The organism is Bradyrhizobium sp. LCT2 (assembly GCF_009931255.1).
Taxonomy (GTDB): Bacteria; Pseudomonadota; Alphaproteobacteria; order Rhizobiales; family Xanthobacteraceae; genus Bradyrhizobium; species Bradyrhizobium diazoefficiens.
In genome coordinates this window covers 4,249,743-4,269,896 of the sequence record NZ_CP034432.1, presented here as the reverse complement: position 1 = coordinate 4,269,896, position 20,154 = coordinate 4,249,743, and the positions used below count along the sequence as shown (strand labels likewise).

Here is a 20,154-nt window from a genome sequence, read left to right as displayed (position 1 = left end):
TTTGTCCGTCATTCCGGGGCGCCTCGAAGAGGCGAACCCGGAATCTCGAGATTCCGGGTCTGGTCCTTCGGACCATCCCGGAATGACGGCGTGGAGAGCGGCTTGTGCCCTCCCCCATTTTAGTGCGTGGAAGAGTTTGCATACTTCCGAACTTCAAGTCTGGCAATGGCGCGGTTGTGCACCTCGTCCGGACCGTCAGCGAGACGGAGCGTGCGGATGTGGGCGTAGTCCTTGGCAAGGCCGGCCTCGTCGGAGACACCGGCGCCGCCAAAGGCCTGGATCGCCTGATCGATGATCTTCAGCGCCATGTTGGGGCCTGCGACCTTAATCATGGCGATCTCGAGTTGCGCCGCCTTGTTGCCGACCTTGTCCATCATGTCGGCGGCCTTGAGGCACAGCAGACGGTTCATCTCGATGTCGGTGCGCGCCTCGCCGATGCGCTGCTCCCACACCGAATGCTCGATGATCTTCTTGCCGAACGCGGTGCGCGAGGAGAGCCGCTTCACCATCTTCTCCAGCGCCTCCTCGGCCTTGCCGATGGTGCGCATGCAGTGATGGATGCGGCCGGGGCCAAGGCGGCCCTGCGCGATCTCGAAGCCGCGGCCTTCGCCGAGCAGGATGTTCTCCTTCGGCACCCGCACATTGTCGAGCAGCACCTGGGCGTGGCCGTGCGGCGCGTCGTCGAAGCCGAAGACGGGGAGCATCTTCTCGACCTTGATGCCTGGCGTGTCGAGCGGAACCAGGATCTGCGACTGCTGCTGGTGCTTGGCGGCCTTCGGATCGGTCTTGCCCATCAGGATCGCGATCTTGCAGCGGGGATCGCCGACGCCGGACGACCACCATTTGCGGCCGTTGATGACGTAGTGATCGCCGTCCTTCTCGATGCGGGTCTCGATGTTGGTGGCATCAGACGAGGCCACCGCCGGTTCCGTCATCAGGAACGCCGAGCGGATCTCGCCGTCCATCAGCGGCCGCAGCCATTTGCGCTTCTGCTCCTTGGTGGCATAGCGGATGAACACTTCCATGTTGCCGGTGTCGGGCGCGGAACAGTTGAACACTTCCGAGGCCCAGGTGACGCGGCCCATCTCTTCCGACAGCAGCGCGTATTCGAGATTGGTCAATCCCGCGCCACGGAATTCATCGTCCTCATGCTCGGACGGCGGCATGAACATGTTCCAGAGGCCTTCGGCCTTCGCCTTCTTCTTGAGGTCCTCCAGGATCGGGATCACCTTCCAGCGCTCGCCGTTGCGATCCTGCTCGTCATAGACCGGCACCGCGGGACGTACGTGCTTGGCCATGAAGGACCGCACGCGGTCGAGCCATTCCTTCTGCTTGGGGGACAGATCGAAATCCATGGGACGCTCCTCGTTTTCTCTCGTTCGAACCCGTTTTGCGCCGGACTGTCCTCCCGCTGCATACGGCCCGCAAGCGCGAATGCGCGGCTTGCGAAGCGCACCGGAACCAGATCGCAGTTGCGAACGAGTCCCGATTGCGGATTGACTTTTCCCGGCCTTCAAACGATAGTTTCATACAACTGTTTGAATTGCAACTCCCTCGGCCCTTCGCGCCCACTCGTCATTCCGGGGCGACGCGAAGCGTCGAACCCGGAATCCAGAAGTTGCGGCGCGAGATTCCGGGTTCGCGACGATGTCGCGCCCCCGGAATGACGGGATAAAGAGTCATGGCCAGCGATCATACGAGGTCTGCCATTCTCGCCGCCGCCGAACGGCTTTACGCCGATCGCGGCTTCGGCGACGTGACGCTGCGCGACATCGTCGCGGAGGCCAATGTCAACCTCGCGGCGGTGAACTATCATTTCGGCTCGAAGGACGAATTGATCGCGGAACTGTTCGTCTCCCGCTCGATCGCCACCAACCGCGAGCGCCTGCGCGAATTGAAGGCGGCGGAAGAGGAAGGCGGCGGCCGCGCGCCGATCGAGGTGATCCTGCGCGCCCTCGTCGGCCCGACCTTGCGCGGCTGCCTCGGCCCTGAGAACCAGCGCTCGACGGCGGCGCGCTTCATGATCCGCGCCTCGATCGAATCCGTGCCGCCAATCCGCCGCATCAAGAACCGCGAGATCGACCATCTGCGCAAATTCGCCGGCGCGATGCGAAGATCCCTGCCCGATCGCAGCGACGTCGACATCTACTGGGGCCTCAACTTCGCGCTCGCCATGGCCCACCACACCATCCGCGAGAGCGAGCGCCTGACGAAACTGTCGGAAGGCAAATGCGATCTCGACGACGTCGAGGACGTGGTCGCGCGCGTCGTCAGCGTGGCGACGATGGCGCTGACCGCGGGAAAGATGGAGACGAAGGCGCCGGCACGCGTGCTCGCGAGGGACGCGCGCTAGCCTTCACATCATCGCGATGCAGTCGATCTCGACGTCGAAGGGGGCGAACCATTCCGGCGTGCAGACGAAGATCCGCGCCGGCGGATCGACCGGGAAATAGCGCGCATAGACCGCGTTGAACGCGGCGAAGTGCTTCGTCGAGGTGCAGTAGACGTTGCACTTCATGACATTGTCGAGGGAGGCGCCGGCCGTCTCCAGGCACAGCTTCATCTGCTCCATGATGATCTCGCTCTGCCGTTCGATCGGCGCGGAGGCGATCTCGCCGGTGTCAGGATCGAATGGCGGCAGCCCGGCGACGAAGATCATGTTGCCGGCGCGCGTCACCGGCGAGGTCGGCGCTTTCCAGCGGTCGAGAAACGACGAGATCGGTTCGACGCGGAGCGCTTCGCGTTTCATGGCGGCCACCTTCGGTTCGAGCGAGACTGGCGCCTTGCTACATTATATTGCAGCCGGCATGTTTCGCTTCTGATCGAAGTGTGGTCGTAGCGGGATCAGGCCCGCTGCGGCATCTCCTCGGCCTCTTCCTTGGCGAGCAGCAGCAGCATCTCGATACCCATCTCGCCCTCCTGCGGCGAACGGATGAACTTTATTTCGTCGGCGCTTTGCCGCAGCGCGGCAATGATAGCGACGGCCTGATTGGCGGTTGCCGCCTCGGTCGCCAGAACGGCCTTCTGGTTCTTGGACTGAAACCCGATCGTATAGGACATGCACTTCCCCTCCCGGAACTCGCAGGGAGATCGAATCAGAGTCGCGCGCGGAGCGGAAGCCTGTGTAAGTACGGACCGGGTTTATCTGGGGATTGCGCGCAAGCCTCACGCAAGGCCAGCAAGCGTCACGCTGCGGTCACTTTTGGTTCGACGGCGCTCAGCCGAGCCCAAGCATCGCACGCGCCTCCGCCGCAGTTGCGACGCTCGCACCCAGGCTCTTCAAAATGCCTGTGGCATGCGCGACCAGCTCGGCATTGGTCTTGGCCAGCACGCCCTTGGACAGATAGAGATTGTCCTCCATGCCGACGCGGACGTGGCCGCCCAGCAGATACGCCTGCGCCACCATCGGGAATTCGGCGCGGCCGATGCCGAAGCCTGACCAGACCGCGCCCGGCGGCAGCAGGCCGCGGGCGTAGAACATCGTCTCCGGCGTCGCCGAGAAGCCGTATTTGACCCCGAGCACGAGCGAGAACAGGCCCGGCCCCTTCAGCGTGCCGTCGGCGAACATATCGCGCGCCAGGTGGCAGTCGCCGGAATCGAACAGCTCGATCTCCGGCAGCACGCCGGCCGCCTTCATGCGCTCGGCCATGATACGGACGTTGCGCGGCGTGTTGATCACGACCTCGCCGCCGGAGTTCATGGTGTTGAGGTCGAGCGTGCAGATGTCGGGCTTGAGCAGCTCGACATGCTCGACGCGCTTTTCGGGAGGAAGCAGCGTGGTGCCTGCAGCGGCGATGCGGGGATCCTCGATTGAAGGCACAAAGCGTCCGCCCGGGCCGGTCGTGAGATTGATGACGAGGCTCTTGTTGCGGGCGCGGATTTTTTCCACCACCTCGCGATAGAGGTCGATCGCCATCGACGGCCGACCGGTCGCGGGATCGCGCACGTGGATATGGGCGATGGCGGCACCGGCGTCAGCTGCCTCCAGTGCAGATGTCGCGATCTGCTCGGGCGTGATCGGCAGATACGGCGACTGCTCGGGCTTGGTCAGGTTGCCGGTGATGGCGCAGGTGATGATGGTTTTGCCGATCATGAAATCAGATAATGCCCTGCTGCTTCAGCGCTTCGATCTTCCCGGCATCATAGCCGAGCTTGCCACCCAGCACCTCCTTTGTGTGCTCGCCGAGCAGCGGCGGGGCGCGGTAGTTCTTGATCGGGGTCTCCGAGAAGGTCAGCGCGTTGCGGATCAACGACAGCTCCGGCTCGAACTTGTGCTCGGTCTTCACCCGCATGCCGCGCGACTGGACGTGCGGATCGGAAAATACCTGCTCGAAATTGTTGATCGGACCTGACGGCACGCCGGCCTCCTCCAGCTTGTCGAGCCAGTAGGCCACCGGCTTCTTCAGGAACAGGCCGGCGAAGATCGCCATGATCTCCTTGCCGTGCACGACGCGGTCGTTGTTCTTGATGAAGCGCTTATCGTTGGCGAGCTCGGGCTCGCCGAGCACCGCACAGGTGCGCTGAAACTGACCGTCATTGCCGACCACCAGCATCAGCTCCCCGTCGGTGCAGCGGAACACGCCGGCCGGCATGCCGCCATTGCCCCAGGTGCCGCGGCGCGGCGGCGTCTTGCCGTTGACGAGGTAGATCTGGAGCCAGTGGCTGAGCGAGGCAATCACGGTGTCGAGCAGGCAGACATCGAGATGCTGTCCGACACCGCCATTGGCGTCGCGATGGTAGAGCGCCGAGAGAATGCCGATCGAGGAATTCATGCCGGTCATGTAATCGACGATCGACGGGCCGACCTTCATCGGGCCCTCGCCCGGCTCGCCGTCGATATGGCCGGTGACGCTCATCAGGCCGCCCATTGCCTGGAGGATGGCGTCATAGCCGGCGCGCGGCGCGTACGGGCCGGTCTGGCCGAAGCCGGTCACCGAGCAATAGATGATGCCGGGGTTGATCGCCTTGATGGTCTCGTAGTCGAGGCCGTAGCGCTTGAGATCGCCGACCTTATAGTTCTCCATGAAGACGTCGACGTCCTTGGCAAGCTCGCGAATGATCGCCTGGCCCTCGGGCTTGGCGATGTTGACCGTGACCGACTTCTTGTTGCGGTTGGCGCACAAGTAGAACGAGTTGTTGTTGTTCGCCTTGCCCTCGGGGTCGGTCAGATAAGGCGGGCCGAAGGCGCGCGCGTCGTCGCCGGTGCCCGGCCGCTCGATCTTGATGACCTCCGCACCGAGATCGCCCAGCATCTGGGCCGACAGGGGCCCGGCGAGCACGCGGGTAAGGTCAAGGATCTTGATGCCTGAGAGCGGCAAGGCCGACATGTCGGTTTCCTCCGGGGAACTGGTGTTGGCGCGGCGGCCCGAGTGCTGAGGTTCGGCCGTGACTGCGCTCCCTGCGGATACACCATTTTCGGGCCTTGAGCACTGCACTCCCGGCATACGGCCATCCCTGCCCCGGCGGCCGGATCGGCCATCGAGAGCGAATTCCGCGCCGTGAATATTGCCTCAGGTTACAGCAGCCGCAGCCACCTGCGGCCGGCGGCGGCCGAGCAGGACCAGGATCAGCACGGTCGCGCAGGAAAACACCAGCGTCAGGCCCAGCGCGCCGCGGCTGCCGAACTGGGTGAGCAGAGCTGCAAGGAGCGGCGGCGAGATCGCGGAGGCCAGATTGAGCGGCAGCGCGATCATCGACATCGCCTTGGCGAACTCGGCCTGGTCGTAGAAGACGAGCGGAATCGTCGCTCGCGCCACCGCCATGGCACCGCTGCCCGCGCCATAGAGCAGGATGAAGGCTGCGACCGCCCAGGTCGCCCCCTCGCTCAGCATCAGCAGCAGCATGGCGACGGGGAGCGCCGTGCCTGCGACAAGCCCGGTCGTGATTCCGTCCCATCGTCCCCCGCCGAGGAAGTCCAGCCCGCGGGCGCTGACCTGGATCACACCGAGCATCGAACCGAAGGCGATGGCCTGGGCCGGCGCCAGCCCTTCCGCCCGCAGCAGCTCGATGAGCACGGCGCCGAGACCAAAATTCACGAAGGCGTTCAGCGTGATCGCGATGACGACGAGATTGAAGGTGCTTCGCGGAATCGCGGGCGCATCGGAAGGTCTTGCAACCGAGCCGCCGTCGTCCTTCATGATATTCCGGCGCGGCGCACCAAAGGCATAGAGCGGAAGCGAGACCAGGATCAGCATGGCGGCGTAGACGAGGCAGGTGCCCCGCCAGCCGAAATGGCCGCTGAGAAACGAGGTGGTCGGCCAGAAGATGCTGCTGGAGAGGCCCGTCACCAGCATCAGCGCGCCGATGGCATTCTTGGCCTGGCGCCCGGCGACCTCGTTGAGCATGATATAGGCACCGGTCGACAGCGTGGCGCTGCCGCCCATGCCGAGAATGACCCAGGCCACGAAATAGAGCAGCGGCTCGCGCGCAAAATACAGAACGACATAGCCCGGCACGGCAACGACGGTGCCCACCATCATCACCTTGCGTGCACCGTGCCGCGCAAACGCCTTGGCGAGCCAGGGCGCGCACAGCCCCATGGTGACATAGAGCGTGGAGGTGCCCGCAAACACCATCGGCAGGCTCATGCCGAGATCGGCCGCAAGGTCGCGGCCGACGATCGGCGGAAGACCGATCGTTCCCCATCCGATGAGCTGGGTGATTGCAAGCACCAGCAGGACCCCGATGAGCCTGCCGTCAGTCTTCAAGAACCGCATTCCAAACGTCGCCTGCCCGGCAGGCGCAGATCGCGCCTGTGGCACTCGTCTTACCCGGAGACTCAGCGCACGGGAACGCCGGCCGCCGAATGGCAGAAGGCAGCCGGGAGCATGTCAGGCGGAGGCAGTAGCCCCTACCGCGCGATCCCGAGCACGGATCGCGCCTCGACTGCGGTCGCGACGCGCCGGCCGTGGCGCGCGACAGCCTCGCCCGCGATGGTCACGAGCTCCGCGTTGCTGGCGGCGAGGCGCGTCTTGTCGACCCTGATATTGTCCTCGAGCCCGGTGCGAACCGCGTCGGCGCCGCGCGCGAGCGCCCAGCCCATGACCTCGGCTTGGTGGCGCCCGATCCCGGCCGCGGTCCACGTCGCTTTCGGGATCAGCCGCCTGAGCTCTCCCAGGAGGATATCGAGGACATGCTCGTCCGCCGGCATCGCGTTCTTGACGCCCATGACGAACTGCACGTGCGGTCGCGGGTCGATCAGCCCCGCCTCGATCAGGCGGCGGGCGCCATGCAGATGCGACAAATCGAAGATCTCGATCTCCGGCCGGATGCCACCTTCTTTCATGCTGGTGGCGAGGGTCTCGACCAGGGCAGCGCTGTTCTCGTAGACAATCGTCGGAAAGTTCACCGATCCCGTGGACAGCGAGGCCATGTCCGGCCTCAGATAGAGCGATGATCCCCGCGCCGAGGGATCGCGGCCCCGCCCGCCGGTCGAGAACTGAACGATCATCCCTGGGCAATGCTTCCTGATGCCTTCCTGCACCAGGGCAAAACGCTCCGGGTCGGAGGACGGCGTCTCGTCATCGTTGCGAACATGGATATGGGCAAGCGTGGCGCCGGCCTCGAAGGCTTGTTGCGTCGACTCGATCTGCTCGGACGGCGAGATCGGCACCGCGGGATTGTCCTTCTTGCGCGGAACGGAGCCGGTGATAGCGACGGCAACGACAACGGGGTTCATCCTGCAACCTCATGATGATCGCGCTCACGCGCACATATTCTGGATCGGCAGCCACACAGTGCTGCGAAACCCTGCCGCTGCGACAATCATCGATCGCAGCGGCAATCGCCTCATACCATACCCGTCAGGTCGGAACTGCGGCAGCCCCGCTCGCCGCTCCGGCACGCTGCCGCTCATAGTCTGCACGCGCCATCGGAACGGCTTCGGGATTACCGAGATCCTCGATGTTGATCCGGTAGGTCTCCCGGGCCGTGACGGCCGCCAGCGCGGCGATGATCGTGATGCCGAAGGCGATCGCCCCCACCGTCAACGGAATGTTGGCCGAGCCGGGAGGCGCCACGGTCGCAAACAAAGCGGGAAGCAACGCGGTGATGGTCGTGCCGATGTTCTGCGAGATCGCCATTGCCGACACACGGGTGCGCGTCGGAAACAGCTCCGGGTAGAAACTCGGGAAGATCGCGTTGTAGCCCTGGTAGACGACGCCCCACATCAGGAGGGACAGCAGGATCGCCAGCGGCACATTCCGGATGCTGATGGCATAGAGATAGCCGAAGGCGAGCAAGCCGGAGAGCAGCGCGCCCACGATGATCGGAGGCTTGCGGCCGACCTTGTCGGAGAGATGGCCGACGAAGGGAATGACGAACACGGCCAGCATGTTTCCGAGCACCGGGATCCAGAGATAGACGTCCTTGGCAAAGCCGATGCCATAGGCGGGCTGGACCGCGTAGGCCGCACCGAAGATGGTCGCAACGACGGGGATGACGTTCATCAGAGCCATGCAGATGACCCTGAGCATGTCGCGCCAGCTCAGCTTGATGGCCTGGACGATGGGCGCCCGCGGCGTTTCTCCCAGCTCGCCCTCGCGGGCAAAGGCGGGGGTTTCGTCGACTTCGCGGCGAATGATGTAGCCTGCGACGATGACGAAGAAGCTGAGCAGGAAGGGAATCCGCCAGCCCCAGCTATTGAAGGCGTCGGTCGGCATATAGGCCGCCAGCGGCAGGAAGACCGCGGCCGCGAGAATTTGTCCGGCCTGCACGCCCTGAAGGGCGAAGCTTGCATAGAAGCCGCGCCGGCCGAACGGCGCATGCTCCAGAATCATCGAGCTTGCGCCGGAGATCTCACCGGCCACGGCAAATCCCTGCACGAGGCGAAGGATGACGAGCAGGATCGGCGCCAGGATGCCGACTTGCTGATAGGTCGGCAGGATACCCACCGCCATCGTCGAGATGCCCATCAGGAACATGCAGACGATGAGAACAGTCTTGCGGCCATGGGTGTCGCCCCAATGTCCGAGGACGAAGGCGCCGATCGGCCGGGCCACGTATCCAACACCATAGGTCGCCAGCGATGCGACGATGGCGACGGTGGGATTGTCCGACGGAAAGAAGATCTGCGGGAAGATCAGCGACGCAGCGGTCGCGTAGATGAAGAAGTCATAATATTCGAGAGCCGACCCGATCCAGCCGCTGGCAGCAGCCTTCCTCGACTGACTCATGTGGTGCATCGCGCGAGTCGTGACCATTTCAAAATTCCTCCCTGGTTTTCTGGCGTCCCGTTGCCGGGCTTCGTTGAAAATTGGGCAGCAATCTCCGGGCGTTCTGCGAAGCTTCGCGAGCGCTGGTCACTGCCGATGGGTGTCTGATTGATCGCGACAATAGGCTTTCGCTGGGCTAACACAATTACCCAGTTATGCGATAAACCTAACATGATGTTATTTGCGTCGGAGCGCGAACGTCGGGCAGCGGGCTCGCGGACCGCGGCTCGGCATGCCGCCGCGGGAGAGCATCGTCACCGGCTCGCTTGCGATCGCCAGCAGCTTTGGTCAGCCCTCCCCGCCAACTCGCCCCCCGCTGAACAATTGCGCATCCGCTCGCTGATGTCGGAAAACGGCGCCATCTTCAGCGGCGGCGTCGAAGCCGACCGCCTCTATTCCAATGCGGGTGCCGAGGTCACGATCGGAATTGCCGCGCGGCGCGGGCGATTGATCGTTTGATGCGGCGCGCAAGAGGCCCACCACACTGACGATGCTAGCTCCCGAGGTCAGGCTCGCCGTCTTCGCGGCCGGGCGCACTGACATGGACCTCGTGCCCCTGCCGGAGTGCCAGCGAGGCGGCGGCCACGGCCGCTTCGAACGCCGATTCCTTGGTCGCATATTTGCCGTTGACGTTGCCGTCGTGCAGCACACCCCATTGGTCCCGGACCGGCACGATGGCGTATTGAGCAAGGCCCATTGTCCAAATCCTGTCGCTGCCCGGGTTGCGGCCGCGCGCGAGTTAGCCGTCACCCCCTCCGACCAGCCAACTCGTGCTTGCGGTGAAGGTTCCCATGGGGATTTGTTCTGATCTCCCCCTGCATCGAACAACGCGGGCGAGCAGTCGCTGGATTATTGCGCAGCTAGCTGCGCGGCTTGATACGCCGCATAGGCGCGCTTCAGGCCGTCCTCGAGCGAGGTAGTCGCGCGCCAGCCGAGTCCTGCAAGGCGGCTGACGTCGAGCAGCTTGCGCGGCGTACCGTCGGGCCGCGAGGTGTCGAAAGAGATCTCGCCGCTGTAACCAACGACCTCGGCAACGACGCGCGCGAATTCGGCGATGGTGATGTCCTCGCCGGTGCCGATGTTGATCAGCCCGGCACCGGAATACGTCTTCATCAGGTGCACGCAGGCATCCGCCATGTCGTCGACATAGAGGAACTCGCGCCGCGGCGTGCCGGTGCCCCACACGACGACGCCCTTGGCGCCCGAAACCTTCGCCTCGTGGAAGCGGCGGATCAGCGCGGCGACGACGTGGCTCATCTCAGGGTGATAATTGTCGCCGGGGCCGTAGAGGTTGGTCGGCATCACGCTGATGAAGTCGCATCCATATTGGCTGCGGTAGGCCTCGGCCATCTTGATGCCGGCGATTTTTGCAATTGCATAGGGCTCGTTGGTCGGCTCCAGCGGGCCGGTCAGCACGGACTCTTCGCGCAAGGGCTGCGGGGCCAATTTGGGATAGATGCAGGAGGAGCCGAGGAACATCAGCTTCTCGGCGCCGTTCCGATGCGCGGCGTGGATCACGTTGGCCGCGATCGCGATGTTGTCGTAGATGAACTCGGCGCGCAGCGTGTTGTTGGCGACGATGCCGCCGACTTTCGCCGCCGCGAGGAACACGACCTGCGGCCGCACCTTTGCGAACCAGTCGAACACGGCGGCCTGGTTGCAGAGATCGACCTCGCGACGGTCTGCGGTGACGAGCTTGACATCCTCTCCTGCGAGCCGGCGCACCAGCGCGCTGCCGACCATGCCGCGATGGCCGGCGACGTAGACGCTTCTGCCCTTCAGCTCAAACGGAGCGTTTGTCATGGGCAGCGTCCCGCTTCGCCTGTGCCAGATCGCTCGCCATCATCTCCTCGACAAGCTGGGCAAAGCTCCGCTTCGGCTTCCAGCCGAGCACCTCGCGCGCCTTGCTGGCATCACCGATGAGGAGATCGACCTCGGTCGGGCGGAAATAGGTCGGATCGATCTTCACCACCGTCTTGCCGCTCTTGGCATCGACACCGGTCTCCTCGACGCCTGCGCCACGCCACGCGATGCGCCGGCCGACCTGCGCGAACGACAATTCGACCATCTCCCGCACCGAGCGCGTCTCACCGGTGGCGAGAACGAAGTCGTCGGGCTTGTCGGCCTGGAGGATCATGTGCATGCCCTCGACGTAGTCCTTGGCATGCCCCCAGTCGCGCTTGGCCTCGAGATTGCCGAGATAGAGCGTGTCCTCCAATCCCACCTCGATGCGGGCGACGCCGCGCGTGATCTTGCGCGTGACAAAAGTCTCGCCGCGGATCGGGCTCTCGTGGTTGAACAGGATTCCGTTGGACGCGAACATGCCGTAGGCCTCACGGTAGTTCACCGTGATCCAATAGCCGTAGAGCTTGGCGACGCCGTAAGGAGAGCGCGGATAGAACGGCGTCGTCTCCTTCTGCGGGATCTCCTGCACGAGACCGTAGAGCTCGGAGGTCGAGGCCTGGTAGAACCGTGTCTCCTTCTCCATGCCGAGGATGCGGATCGCTTCCAGCAGCCGCAGCACGCCGATCGCGTCGGCATTGGCTGTGTATTCCGGGCTCTCGAAGCTCACGGCGACGTGGCTCTGGGCGGCGAGATTGTAGATCTCAGTCGGCCGGATCTGCTGCACCAGGCGGATCAGATTGGTCGAGTCGGTCATGTCGCCGTAATGCATCAGGAACGGCACGTTGCCGACATGGGGATCCTGATAAAGGTGATCGACCCGCGCGGTGTTGAACGAAGACGAGCGCCGCTTGATGCCGTGCACGACATAGCCGAGCGACAGCAGATATTCGGCGAGGTAGGCGCCGTCCTGGCCGGTCACGCCGGTGATGAGAGCGATCCGCTCGGTCATAGCTATCCCGATCTCCTGGTACCCATTGGCGGGGCGGTCCGCGCGTTCATGGCCGTCGATGTGACGCCCTTCTTTGACAGAACGGCCGCCCCGGTCAACACGTACGGGACGCAATGGAGATTGAAGCGGGTGAAGCGCTCCGACTCAGAATCTCTTTCCCGTTTTTATACGTAATTCCAAGAAGTTACATCATCCCCCAAGTTTCGTGTTGGACGTTCCAGCCGCGGCTCACTTTGGCGCGTGTGCTGCGCAAGACGGCCGGCACCCATGACGCGGCGAGTCGGGGGCGCTCGCCGGCGCAGGTTCTGCTCAAACCGGCCATTGTCGATCGCTCGCGGCCTCAGTCCGGATAGCGCCGCACGCATGCCAAGGATGTCGAGCGCTTCACCCACCCAACACGCCGCTTTGAAGTTTCTTCATTCTGCGGCGATGCAGCCGGCGTCAATCGACGTCAGGGAAACCGCATTTCATGCTCGGCACGGATCCTCGAATGAACGGATTTCAGGACCTATTCGTCGTCCGAGGGCTTCACGCCGGCCCCCTCGCCTCGACGGAGCTTTCTGACGAATGCCGCGATCGCATCATAAGCTTGCAGCAACGGCGGGCTCAGAGAAAAGAAGGCGCCGAGCGCGACTGCAATAATCGCGTGACGAAGCGAAAAACCCTCGTCCTCTTCCAGCCGGCTTTTCGGATCGATCAATGCAGGCGACAGGCCGCTCTGTCCTCGCTCGCCATTCGACCTCCGCGACTTCCGCGGGGGGATCATGATCACGGCGAAGAGAACATTGATGAGCAGCCAAATGCCAAGAATAATGAGCAGAGTTCGCATCGAAAATCCGAAAAATATCAATCGAAAAAAAATCAGTCACGTCATTTCTGCGAATATTCGTTCACGCTTTCCGTCACAATCACTAGGTGCCTTGCCGGACGCAAGCAAAATGCGCGCCCTCCTCGCCTAAAGGACCGTGCAGTGTTACCAGCGCCGACGCTCTGCATCGGCGACACCTGCATGCAACGATGGCTGTGATGACAGGCGCCGAAGCCGGCCCGCGTGTCGGCCGCGACCTGTCCTCGCGCTGTGGCAGCGGGCTCCTTCGGACGATCGGTTGAGCGTGAAGCCCGGTTTCTGTTCGCCAATACAGAATGGTCCGCTGGCGGAACAGTACGGGCATCGTGGATCGACAACAGGCTGAGAGGTAAAGCGGCACAGCGGAAGCTTGCGCTTCGTCACACCCAGGTTTGGCGCCGCCCTCCACTCCGAAGATAGAGGTATTATTAAACCTCCGCTCTGCCTCCGACGTGGCAGAAATGCGACAACCCGGTACAATTGCTCAATTTTCCCGCATTGCGCCTAGCTTGTCGGTTCAGTCCTTGCGAGACTTGAGGCAATTTCATGGGGGACCCCGCGACCGAATTTCGGAAACGGGCGGAGGTAAAATTGCTCAAGTACATTTTCGTTTTCACAGCATTGGCTGTGGTTCCATGCGGCGGCGCATTAGCCGAACCGTTCTCGATCAATGACGCGTTGAAACAGGCCGTACGTACCAACCCTGGAGTTGGTGAAGCCTCGGCCAACCGCCGCGCTACCGAGAGCGAGCTTCGCCAGACCCAGAGCACGCTGCTTCCGCAGGTTCGCGTGGAAGCGCGCTGGGGTCCCGAAAAATTCGACCAGAGTGCTGCCGTATCAACCGGCACCGCCCTGCCCGTCCCGATCGTCGGAAATGGCTCGTGGCGAAACGGATCGCAGGAATCCGTCGTCGTCCGGCAGATCTTGTTCGACGGCTTCGCCTCGATTCACGACATCTGGCGGCAGACGGCGCGCGTCAACGCAGCGGCTTTCCGCGTTCGCGAGCGGACCGAGTTGATCGCTCTGGACGCAGCGGAAGCCTATGTCGACGTCGTGCGCTATTTGCGACTGGTCACGCTCAGCGAGCAGAACGTCGTCACCCACGAGAAGATCTTCAGCAACGTCAACACGCGCTTTTCCGGCGGACGCGCCGGTGAAGGCGATCTCGAGCAGGCCCGCGAACGGGTTGAAAATGCGCGTGCGACGCTCGCCGAATTCCGCCGGAGCCTGGAAGAGTCCCGCGCCAGATTCCGCAAGGTCGTCGGACTTGAACCCATCAATCTTCGCTTCCCGGGACCACTGGGCGGCTTGCCCACGACCCGCGACGAGGCCCTTGCCACCACGGTACGGTTCAACCCCACCATTCAGGCCGCGCAGGCCGACGCCGATGCGGCAAAGCATGCGTTTCGCGTGACGGACGGCGCTTTTGTTCCGACCTTCTCGCTCGAGGGCCGGGCGACGCACAACGACAACACCTACCCCTATCTTGGGGTTACTCACGACGACTACAGCGGCAAGGTTGTCATGTCCTGGGATGTCTTCCGCGGCGGTCAGGATGTCTGGCGGCGGTCGGAGATGTCCGAACGCTACGTCGAAAGTACCGCGCGGCATGCACGCCTTCAGCGCGATGCAATCGAATCCATCGACAAGGCTTGGGCAGCGCGGACGGTCACCGTGACACGAATCGCCGCGCTGACGCGGCAACTCGAGGCTGATCGCAAGACGATTGCGGCCTTCCAAAAGGAATATGAGCTTGGCCAGCGTTCGCTGATCGACCTCTTGAATGCCCAGAACCAGTATTTCAACGCATTGGTTTCGTTGACCTCGGCTCGTGGCGTCGTGGTGTTCGCCGACTATCAACTTTTGGCGGCCATGGGCACGCTGCTTGAATATTTGAAATCTCCGCCGCCTGTTGACGCAGCGCCGGTGGATCTTGGGGTTTTCGGAACGCCCGACTACAAGGCGCCGACGCTCCGCGTGAAGCTGCCCCAGACCGGTTCCGAACCGCTGAACGTCCCGGTGCCTGCACCGGAGCGAGTTCCCGCCCGTCTGGGCTACGCGAGCGAAGCGCCCGAACCTGATGCGTTCAAGGATAGATGGCCGACACGATCCAATCTGCCGACCATGGTGGGAGCATCCGAATGGATCACGCAGCAGCGAAGCACCGACGATCCGGTCAAACTCAACACCTCTCCCTCTCCCGCTACCGCGTACGCGGCCGATAGAAAGCCGCACTGGCTGGCGACGGCATTCGAGCCGGTTCAGAGATAGTTCCAACTCCGCGAGCGCGTCCGTGATCGGCGAAAGGCGGTTCGAAGATTAACCTTTAGTTGCGCTTTTGCCGATTAACCAAATGATTTCGTGCGTTTTCCGCTATGCTGGAATGACGGTTCGCTTTTCGCTCCGCATCATTTCATTTTGGACATTCGCATTTGTTGTTTCGAGCATCCGAGTCAACGCACATGCATGGCAACTCCTTCGCGGAGCAAGCCGTTGCGTCTGAACCGAAGCAAGCGACAGGTCGCCTCGAAAGCGACGACCCACTTGCATCATCGCTCATTTACCTGGCGTCGTACCACGGCCGTGCCGTTAGTCGCGAGGCATTGCTAGGCGGCCTGCCGATCCTCGACGGCCGGTTGTCAGTTCCCCTCTATGACCGTGCGGCTCAGCGCGCGGGCCTCCAGACCGAAGCCGTCAAGCGCGACATTGCCGATATTCCCGCGCTGGTGCTGCCGGCCGTCCTTATCATGAAGAATGGCACGACGCTGATCCTGCTGGAGTTCGACAAATCCGGAAGCAGTGTCAAAGTCCTCAATCCGTCCCTCAAGGCCGGCATCCCTGAGCTTCACGCGATCCAGACCATCTCGGCCGGCTACACCGGATACGCTTTCTTCGTCAGGGCTACGGTCGAGAGCAACGCACGCGCCGTCGCTGCCGGCGACCTGCCGCGAAGCCATTGGTTTTGGTCGGTGGTCAAGCTGCATTGGCGCGGCTACGGTCACATCGCGCTTGCAGCCTTCCTGATAAATATGCTCGCGCTGGCGACGCCCCTCTTCACCATGAGCGTCTACGACCGCGTTGTCCCCAATGGCGCGCTTCCTTCGCTGATCGCCCTGTCGATCGGAATGGGGTTGGCGATTGCGTTCGACTTCATCTTCCGGACGGTTCGCAGCCGTATGATCGATGTCACCGGCAAGACGATCGACGTCATCCTCGCTGCCAACATTTTCGAGCACGTGATGGGCGTGAAGATGGCGCAGCGCCCCGCGTCGGTGGGCATCCTCGCCAATCAGTTGCGCGACTTCGATTCAGTTCGCGAGTTCTTCACGTCCGGCAGCGTCGTATCCGCGACGGATCTGCTGTTCGCGATGCTGTTTGTCGGGATTCTCTTTGTCATCGCCGGGCCGCTGGCCTGGATACCTCTGGTGATGTTGCCGGTCATGCTCCTGATCGGCCTGGCATTGCAGCGCCCGCTGGACCGGGCCATGAAACGCCAGCAGGCTGAAGCTGCGGCACGTCATGGCGTGCTGGTCGAATCGCTGTCCGGCCTCGAGACGATACGCGCGACCGGCGCCGAAGCGCGCATGCAAACGGCCTGGGAACGATCGGTCGCGGCAACGGCCCGCTCGGGCGAAGACGTCCATTTCTGGGCCTCGCTCGCGCTGACGAGCGCCAATACGGCCCAACAGCTCACCAGCCTCGCCCTGATCGTCGTCGGCGTATTCCTGATACTCGACGGCAAGCTCACGGTCGGAGCGCTGGTCGCGGCAAACATGCTGGCGGGGCGCGTTCTGGCACCGATCGCCGGGATCGCTTCGGTGATCACGCGCGGAACGCAAACGCTGAGTTCGCTAAAGGCCATCGATCGCATTATGTCGCTGGAGCGCGAGCGATCCCCTGCGCGTGCCTATGTCTCTCGACAGATCCGTGAAGGCGCGATCGCTTTCGACGGCGTCAGCTTCACTTACCCCAATGCGCCCGGCAAGGCCCTCGACAAGGTATCCTTCAAGATCGAAGGCGGCGAGAAGGTCGGCATCATCGGACGCATTGGATCCGGCAAGACGACTGTGGGGCGGCTTCTGCTCGGCTTCTATGAGGCGCAGGAGGGCCGCATCCTCGTCGATGGTGTCGACTCGCGGCAATACGATCCGTCCGACCTGCGGTCCGGGGTTGGCTTTGCGATGCAGGACACCGAGCTGTTCTTCGGAAAGCTGCGCGACAACATCGCGCTGGGCAAACCCGAGGCAACCGACGAGGAAGTCCTGGCCGCGGCACGGCTGGCCGGCGTCGAGACGTTCGTCGCGGGCCATCCCATGGGCTACGACATGCCCATTTCGGAAGGCGGCCGGAGCCTCTCCGGCGGCCAGAAGCAGGCCATCGGCCTTGCGCGGGTGCTCATCAGGAAGCCGCGGATATTGTTTCTGGACGAACCGACAGCCCATTTCGACATTCGCAGCGAAGCCGAATTTCTCGAGCGCCTGAGAGCGCTGCGCGAAGAGCAGATCACCATTCTGATCTCGACGCATCGGCTCTCACTGCTGAATATGGTCGACCGCCTGCTGCTGTTCGACAACGGCCGACTGATCGCCGACGGCCCCCGCGACAAGGTTCTCGCGCTCCTGCAGGGCAAGCCGGCGCCATCGACGCCGAGCCAGACCCCGATGCCGGCGGCTGCCGAGCAACCCGTCTCACCCATGGCCAGAACCAATGTCGTCTGATTTCGCATTTGCCAACGATGTTCGGGCTGCCGCCGCGCTTCGTGCGCCGCGGACCTCCCGCATGCTGCTTGTAGCGTCCCTTGCCCTGCTCGCCACGTTCCTGACCTGGGCTCATTTCGCCGTGCTGGACGAAGTCAAGCGAGGCAACGGCCGCGTCGTACCCGCGCGCCAGATGCAGGTGGTGCAGTCGCTCGAAGGCGGGATCGTCGGCGATATCCTCGTCCAGGAGGGATCGATCGTCCAGCAGGGACAATCCCTGATGCGCATCGACGATACAAAGTTTGCATCCGAATTCGGCGAGATCAGGGAACGGCGGGCTGCGATGGCGGCCCGTGTCACCAGACTTGAGGCCGAAGCCAGGGGAAAGGGCGAGCTGATCTTTCCCGATCAGCTTGACCAGGTGGTGCCGTCGGCCGTGGCCACGGAAAGCAGCGTGTTCAAGATGCGCGCACAGAAACTGGCGCAGGATGTCGACGTCCTGAACCAGCAGGTCGCCCGGCTCGGCGGCACGCTCAAATTGCTGGATCGGGAGCTGGCGTTGACGCGCAAGCTGTACGAGCAAAAGGTGGTGCCGGAAATCGAGATGTTGCGGCTCGACCGCCAGGCGACCGAGATGAGAGGACAACTCGCGGAGGCCCAATCCAAGATCGCGAGCACGGTCTCCTCCTTCCGCTCCCAGGCGGACGAAGATCTTGCGAAGTCCAAGGGCGACCTGGCCGTGCTCGATGAAAATATCAAATCGGCGCAGGACCGGGTCCGGCGAACCGACCTCAAGGCACCCGTGCACGGGATCGTCAACAAGTTGAACGTGACCACCGTGGGGGCAGTCGTGCAGCCCGGCGCCAATGTGATGGACATCGTCCCCCTCGACGACACGCTGCTGGTCGAAGGTCGCATCAAGCCCCAGGACATCGCCTTCATCCGGCCCGGCCAGGACGCCGTGGTGAAGATCTCGGCCTACGATTCCTCCGTCTACGGCTCGCTGAAGGGCAAGGTCGAGCGCATCAGCGCCGATACGATCGTCGACGACAAGGCCGAAAAGACCCCGGATCGCCAGGAGAGCTTCTACCGCGTCATGGTGCGGACAGAGAAGAACCACCTGGGCACGGAGCAGAAGCCGCTCCCGATCATTCCCGGCATGATCGCGACGGTCGAGGTGCTGACCGGCGAGAAATCGGTTCTCGATTATCTGGTGAGGCCGGCCCGCACACTGCGCGACGAAGCCCTGCGCGAGCGTTGAGGCTTCGACAAGGTTAACAGGGCGCAAAGGTCGCGGCGACAATTTGCCGGTCGCTCGAAGCGCGCGATTGACCGCCTTTGCGACAAGGCTGCCGCCCTCCCCCCGCTTTAACCTCACCTAAGCGTCGCAGACCTCAGTCTCGATCCGACAACAGGATCGGGGCGTGGATCGACGCAATAGACGTTGACGACGCTCCCGGCGCAGGGGACGTCGTCTATGACACTGCATTGGGAATTGCAGCGCAAAGGCCTGTGCGCGCTCGGCGTGGGGCTGGTTGCATTGGTCGTTGCCGGCGTGACATCGCCCGCCCGGGCCGATGACGCCCTGGCTCGGGACGTCTTGACTCAAGACGCCCTGACTCAAGACGCCCTGGCTCAGGACGCCCAGGACACTCTCGCTCCCGGCATTGACGCGGCAACGCGTGCGCCGGCGACGTTCTTCCGCATCAACGACGTGCTGGCGAAGCTCGATGCCATGCGCGGCCGCGGGCCGAATGCCGTCCGTCTCGCGGCGCTGACACCTTCCAACATCGCGACCGACGCGGCCCCCGAGCCCAGGCCCGTGCCGGCGAAAGGCGACGAGCCGTTCGGCCTCTTCACCTTCCGCGCGCCCGAAGGCCTGTTGTGGCAGAAATGGCGGGGCCTCGAGACCAGGCTGGCCAGGGACGCAGAGACCCTGAAGCGGTGCGAGTCTGATGCCGCCAATTGCCCCTCGAACGCAGCGCAGTTCCTGCGATTGATCGGCGCCGCGAAAGCGAAATCGGGACGCGCAAGGCTCGACGAGGTCAATCGCGCGGTCAACATGGTCGTCCGCTACGTCAGCGACTATGCGCAGCACGGCGAAGCCGATCGCTGGAGCTCGCCGCTCGAGACCTTCGCCACGGCGAAGGGCGACTGCGAGGATTATGCGATCGCGAAATATGTCGCGCTCTACGAAACCGGATTTCCGCGCGAGGATCTGCGGCTCGTACTGGTCCGCGACCGCGCGGTGCGGCAGGACCACGCCGTGCTCGCCGCGCGCCTTGAGGGACAGTGGCTCGTGCTGGACAACCGGCGCTCCGAGCTGATCGAGGATTCAGGGGCGACGAACCTGGCCCCGCTGTTCGCCATCGACCACGCCGGCGTCCACCTGTTCGCCGCGCCCTATGCCCAGCGCCAGCTGGCCGGCCCCGCGGAAGCCGCACCCGCCGCCAGCGACGAAGCGACGGAATGGGGTAATGCGGACATCGCCGCCGGCAGCGCCTGGCCCGGCGCGCTCCCGCTGCTGATGTGAGCTTGTGCAGT

General features: G+C 63.5%; 18 protein-coding genes. 6 read left to right on the top strand and 12 right to left on the bottom strand.

Annotated features, from left to right (window positions below; genetic code table 11):
* Window positions 1–119 precede the first annotated feature (119 nt).
* Window positions 120–1,355 (bottom strand): acyl-CoA dehydrogenase family protein, encoded by a 1,236-nt coding sequence (locus EI171_RS20505; RefSeq protein WP_011088203.1) that lies wholly within the window; start codon window positions 1,353–1,355, stop codon window positions 120–122.
* Between the two features lie 326 nt (window positions 1,356–1,681).
* Between EI171_RS20505 and EI171_RS20500 the strand changes: the two genes are divergently transcribed.
* Window positions 1,682–2,353, top strand: coding sequence for a TetR/AcrR family transcriptional regulator (locus EI171_RS20500; protein ID WP_161534538.1), 672 nt, complete (start codon window positions 1,682–1,684; stop codon window positions 2,351–2,353).
* A gap of 3 nt (window positions 2,354–2,356) precedes the next feature.
* Here the strand turns inward: EI171_RS20500 and EI171_RS20495 are convergent, their stop codons facing one another.
* The 7 genes from EI171_RS20495 to EI171_RS20465 all read right to left on the bottom strand — a co-directional run bounded on the left by EI171_RS20495 (window position 2,357) and on the right by EI171_RS20465 (window position 9,200).
* On the bottom strand, window positions 2,357–2,749 hold the full coding sequence (locus tag EI171_RS20495; RefSeq protein ID WP_028171361.1) for a RidA family protein: 393 nt from the start codon (window positions 2,747–2,749) through the stop codon (window positions 2,357–2,359).
* Between the two features lie 95 nt (window positions 2,750–2,844).
* Window positions 2,845–3,060, bottom strand: coding sequence for a hypothetical protein (locus EI171_RS20490; RefSeq protein ID WP_028171360.1), 216 nt, complete (start codon window positions 3,058–3,060; stop codon window positions 2,845–2,847).
* 157 nt (window positions 3,061–3,217) lie between these two features.
* On the bottom strand, window positions 3,218–4,093 hold the full coding sequence (locus EI171_RS20485) for a 3-keto-5-aminohexanoate cleavage protein (protein ID WP_161534537.1): 876 nt from the start codon (window positions 4,091–4,093) through the stop codon (window positions 3,218–3,220).
* A gap of 4 nt (window positions 4,094–4,097) precedes the next feature.
* Window positions 4,098–5,327 carry a CaiB/BaiF CoA-transferase family protein gene (locus tag EI171_RS20480; RefSeq protein ID WP_028171358.1) on the bottom strand — a complete coding sequence of 410 codons (1,230 nt, stop codon included), beginning with the start codon at window positions 5,325–5,327 and terminating at the stop codon, window positions 4,098–4,100.
* Between the two features lie 183 nt (window positions 5,328–5,510).
* Entirely contained in the window at window positions 5,511–6,716 is a 1,206-nt protein-coding gene (locus EI171_RS20475; protein WP_161534536.1) for an MFS transporter, read from the bottom strand.
* Between the two features lie 134 nt (window positions 6,717–6,850).
* Window positions 6,851–7,678, bottom strand: a complete 828-nt coding sequence (locus EI171_RS20470) for a 3-keto-5-aminohexanoate cleavage protein (RefSeq protein WP_097532579.1) — start codon at window positions 7,676–7,678, stop codon at window positions 6,851–6,853.
* A 124-nt stretch (window positions 7,679–7,802) separates the two neighbouring features.
* Complete coding sequence (locus tag EI171_RS20465) at window positions 7,803–9,200, bottom strand: MFS transporter (protein WP_011088210.1); 1,398 nt, start codon at window positions 9,198–9,200, stop codon at window positions 7,803–7,805.
* Window positions 9,201–9,320: 120 nt separating this feature from the next.
* Here EI171_RS20465 and EI171_RS44815 point away from each other — a divergent pair, with 120 nt between their 5' ends.
* Window positions 9,321–9,671, top strand: a complete 351-nt coding sequence (locus EI171_RS44815; protein ID WP_179883825.1) for a hypothetical protein — start codon at window positions 9,321–9,323, stop codon at window positions 9,669–9,671.
* Between the two features lie 34 nt (window positions 9,672–9,705).
* Here EI171_RS44815 and EI171_RS20455 read toward each other — a convergent pair whose 3' ends face one another.
* From EI171_RS20455 to EI171_RS20440, 4 genes are all read right to left on the bottom strand, one after another.
* Entirely contained in the window at window positions 9,706–9,909 is a 204-nt protein-coding gene (locus EI171_RS20455; RefSeq protein WP_161534535.1) for a hypothetical protein, read from the bottom strand.
* A gap of 152 nt (window positions 9,910–10,061) precedes the next feature.
* The gene (locus tag EI171_RS20450; RefSeq protein WP_028171353.1) at window positions 10,062–11,015 is read right to left on the bottom strand and encodes a GDP-L-fucose synthase; all 954 of its coding nucleotides are present in this window, start codon (window positions 11,013–11,015) and stop codon (window positions 10,062–10,064) included.
* Window positions 10,996–12,066 (bottom strand): GDP-mannose 4,6-dehydratase, encoded by a 1,071-nt coding sequence (gene gmd, locus EI171_RS20445; protein WP_011088213.1) that lies wholly within the window; start codon window positions 12,064–12,066, stop codon window positions 10,996–10,998. Before gmd ends, EI171_RS20450 begins: the two co-directional genes overlap by 20 nt.
* Window positions 12,067–12,574: 508 nt before the next feature.
* Window positions 12,575–12,895, bottom strand: coding sequence for a hypothetical protein (locus EI171_RS20440; protein WP_049832405.1), 321 nt, complete (start codon window positions 12,893–12,895; stop codon window positions 12,575–12,577).
* A gap of 564 nt (window positions 12,896–13,459) precedes the next feature.
* On the opposite strand from EI171_RS20440, the gene EI171_RS20435 reads away from it, so the two are divergent.
* The 4 genes from EI171_RS20435 to EI171_RS20420 all read left to right on the top strand — a co-directional run bounded on the left by EI171_RS20435 (window position 13,460) and on the right by EI171_RS20420 (window position 20,143).
* Window positions 13,460–15,184: a TolC family outer membrane protein gene (locus tag EI171_RS20435; RefSeq protein ID WP_161534534.1), complete on the top strand. Its 1,725-nt coding sequence runs from the start codon at window positions 13,460–13,462 to the stop codon at window positions 15,182–15,184.
* Window positions 15,185–15,375: 191 nt separating this feature from the next.
* Window positions 15,376–17,631 (top strand): type I secretion system permease/ATPase, encoded by a 2,256-nt coding sequence (locus EI171_RS20430; RefSeq protein WP_161534533.1) that lies wholly within the window; start codon window positions 15,376–15,378, stop codon window positions 17,629–17,631.
* A complete protein-coding gene (locus tag EI171_RS20425; protein ID WP_011088217.1) occupies window positions 17,621–18,871 on the top strand; it encodes an HlyD family type I secretion periplasmic adaptor subunit in 1,251 nt (416 codons plus the stop codon). Before EI171_RS20430 ends, EI171_RS20425 begins: the two co-directional genes overlap by 11 nt.
* A gap of 234 nt (window positions 18,872–19,105) precedes the next feature.
* Window positions 19,106–20,143 (top strand): transglutaminase-like cysteine peptidase, encoded by a 1,038-nt coding sequence (locus tag EI171_RS20420; protein ID WP_371740522.1) that lies wholly within the window; start codon window positions 19,106–19,108, stop codon window positions 20,141–20,143.
* Window positions 20,144–20,154: the final 11 nt, after the last annotated feature.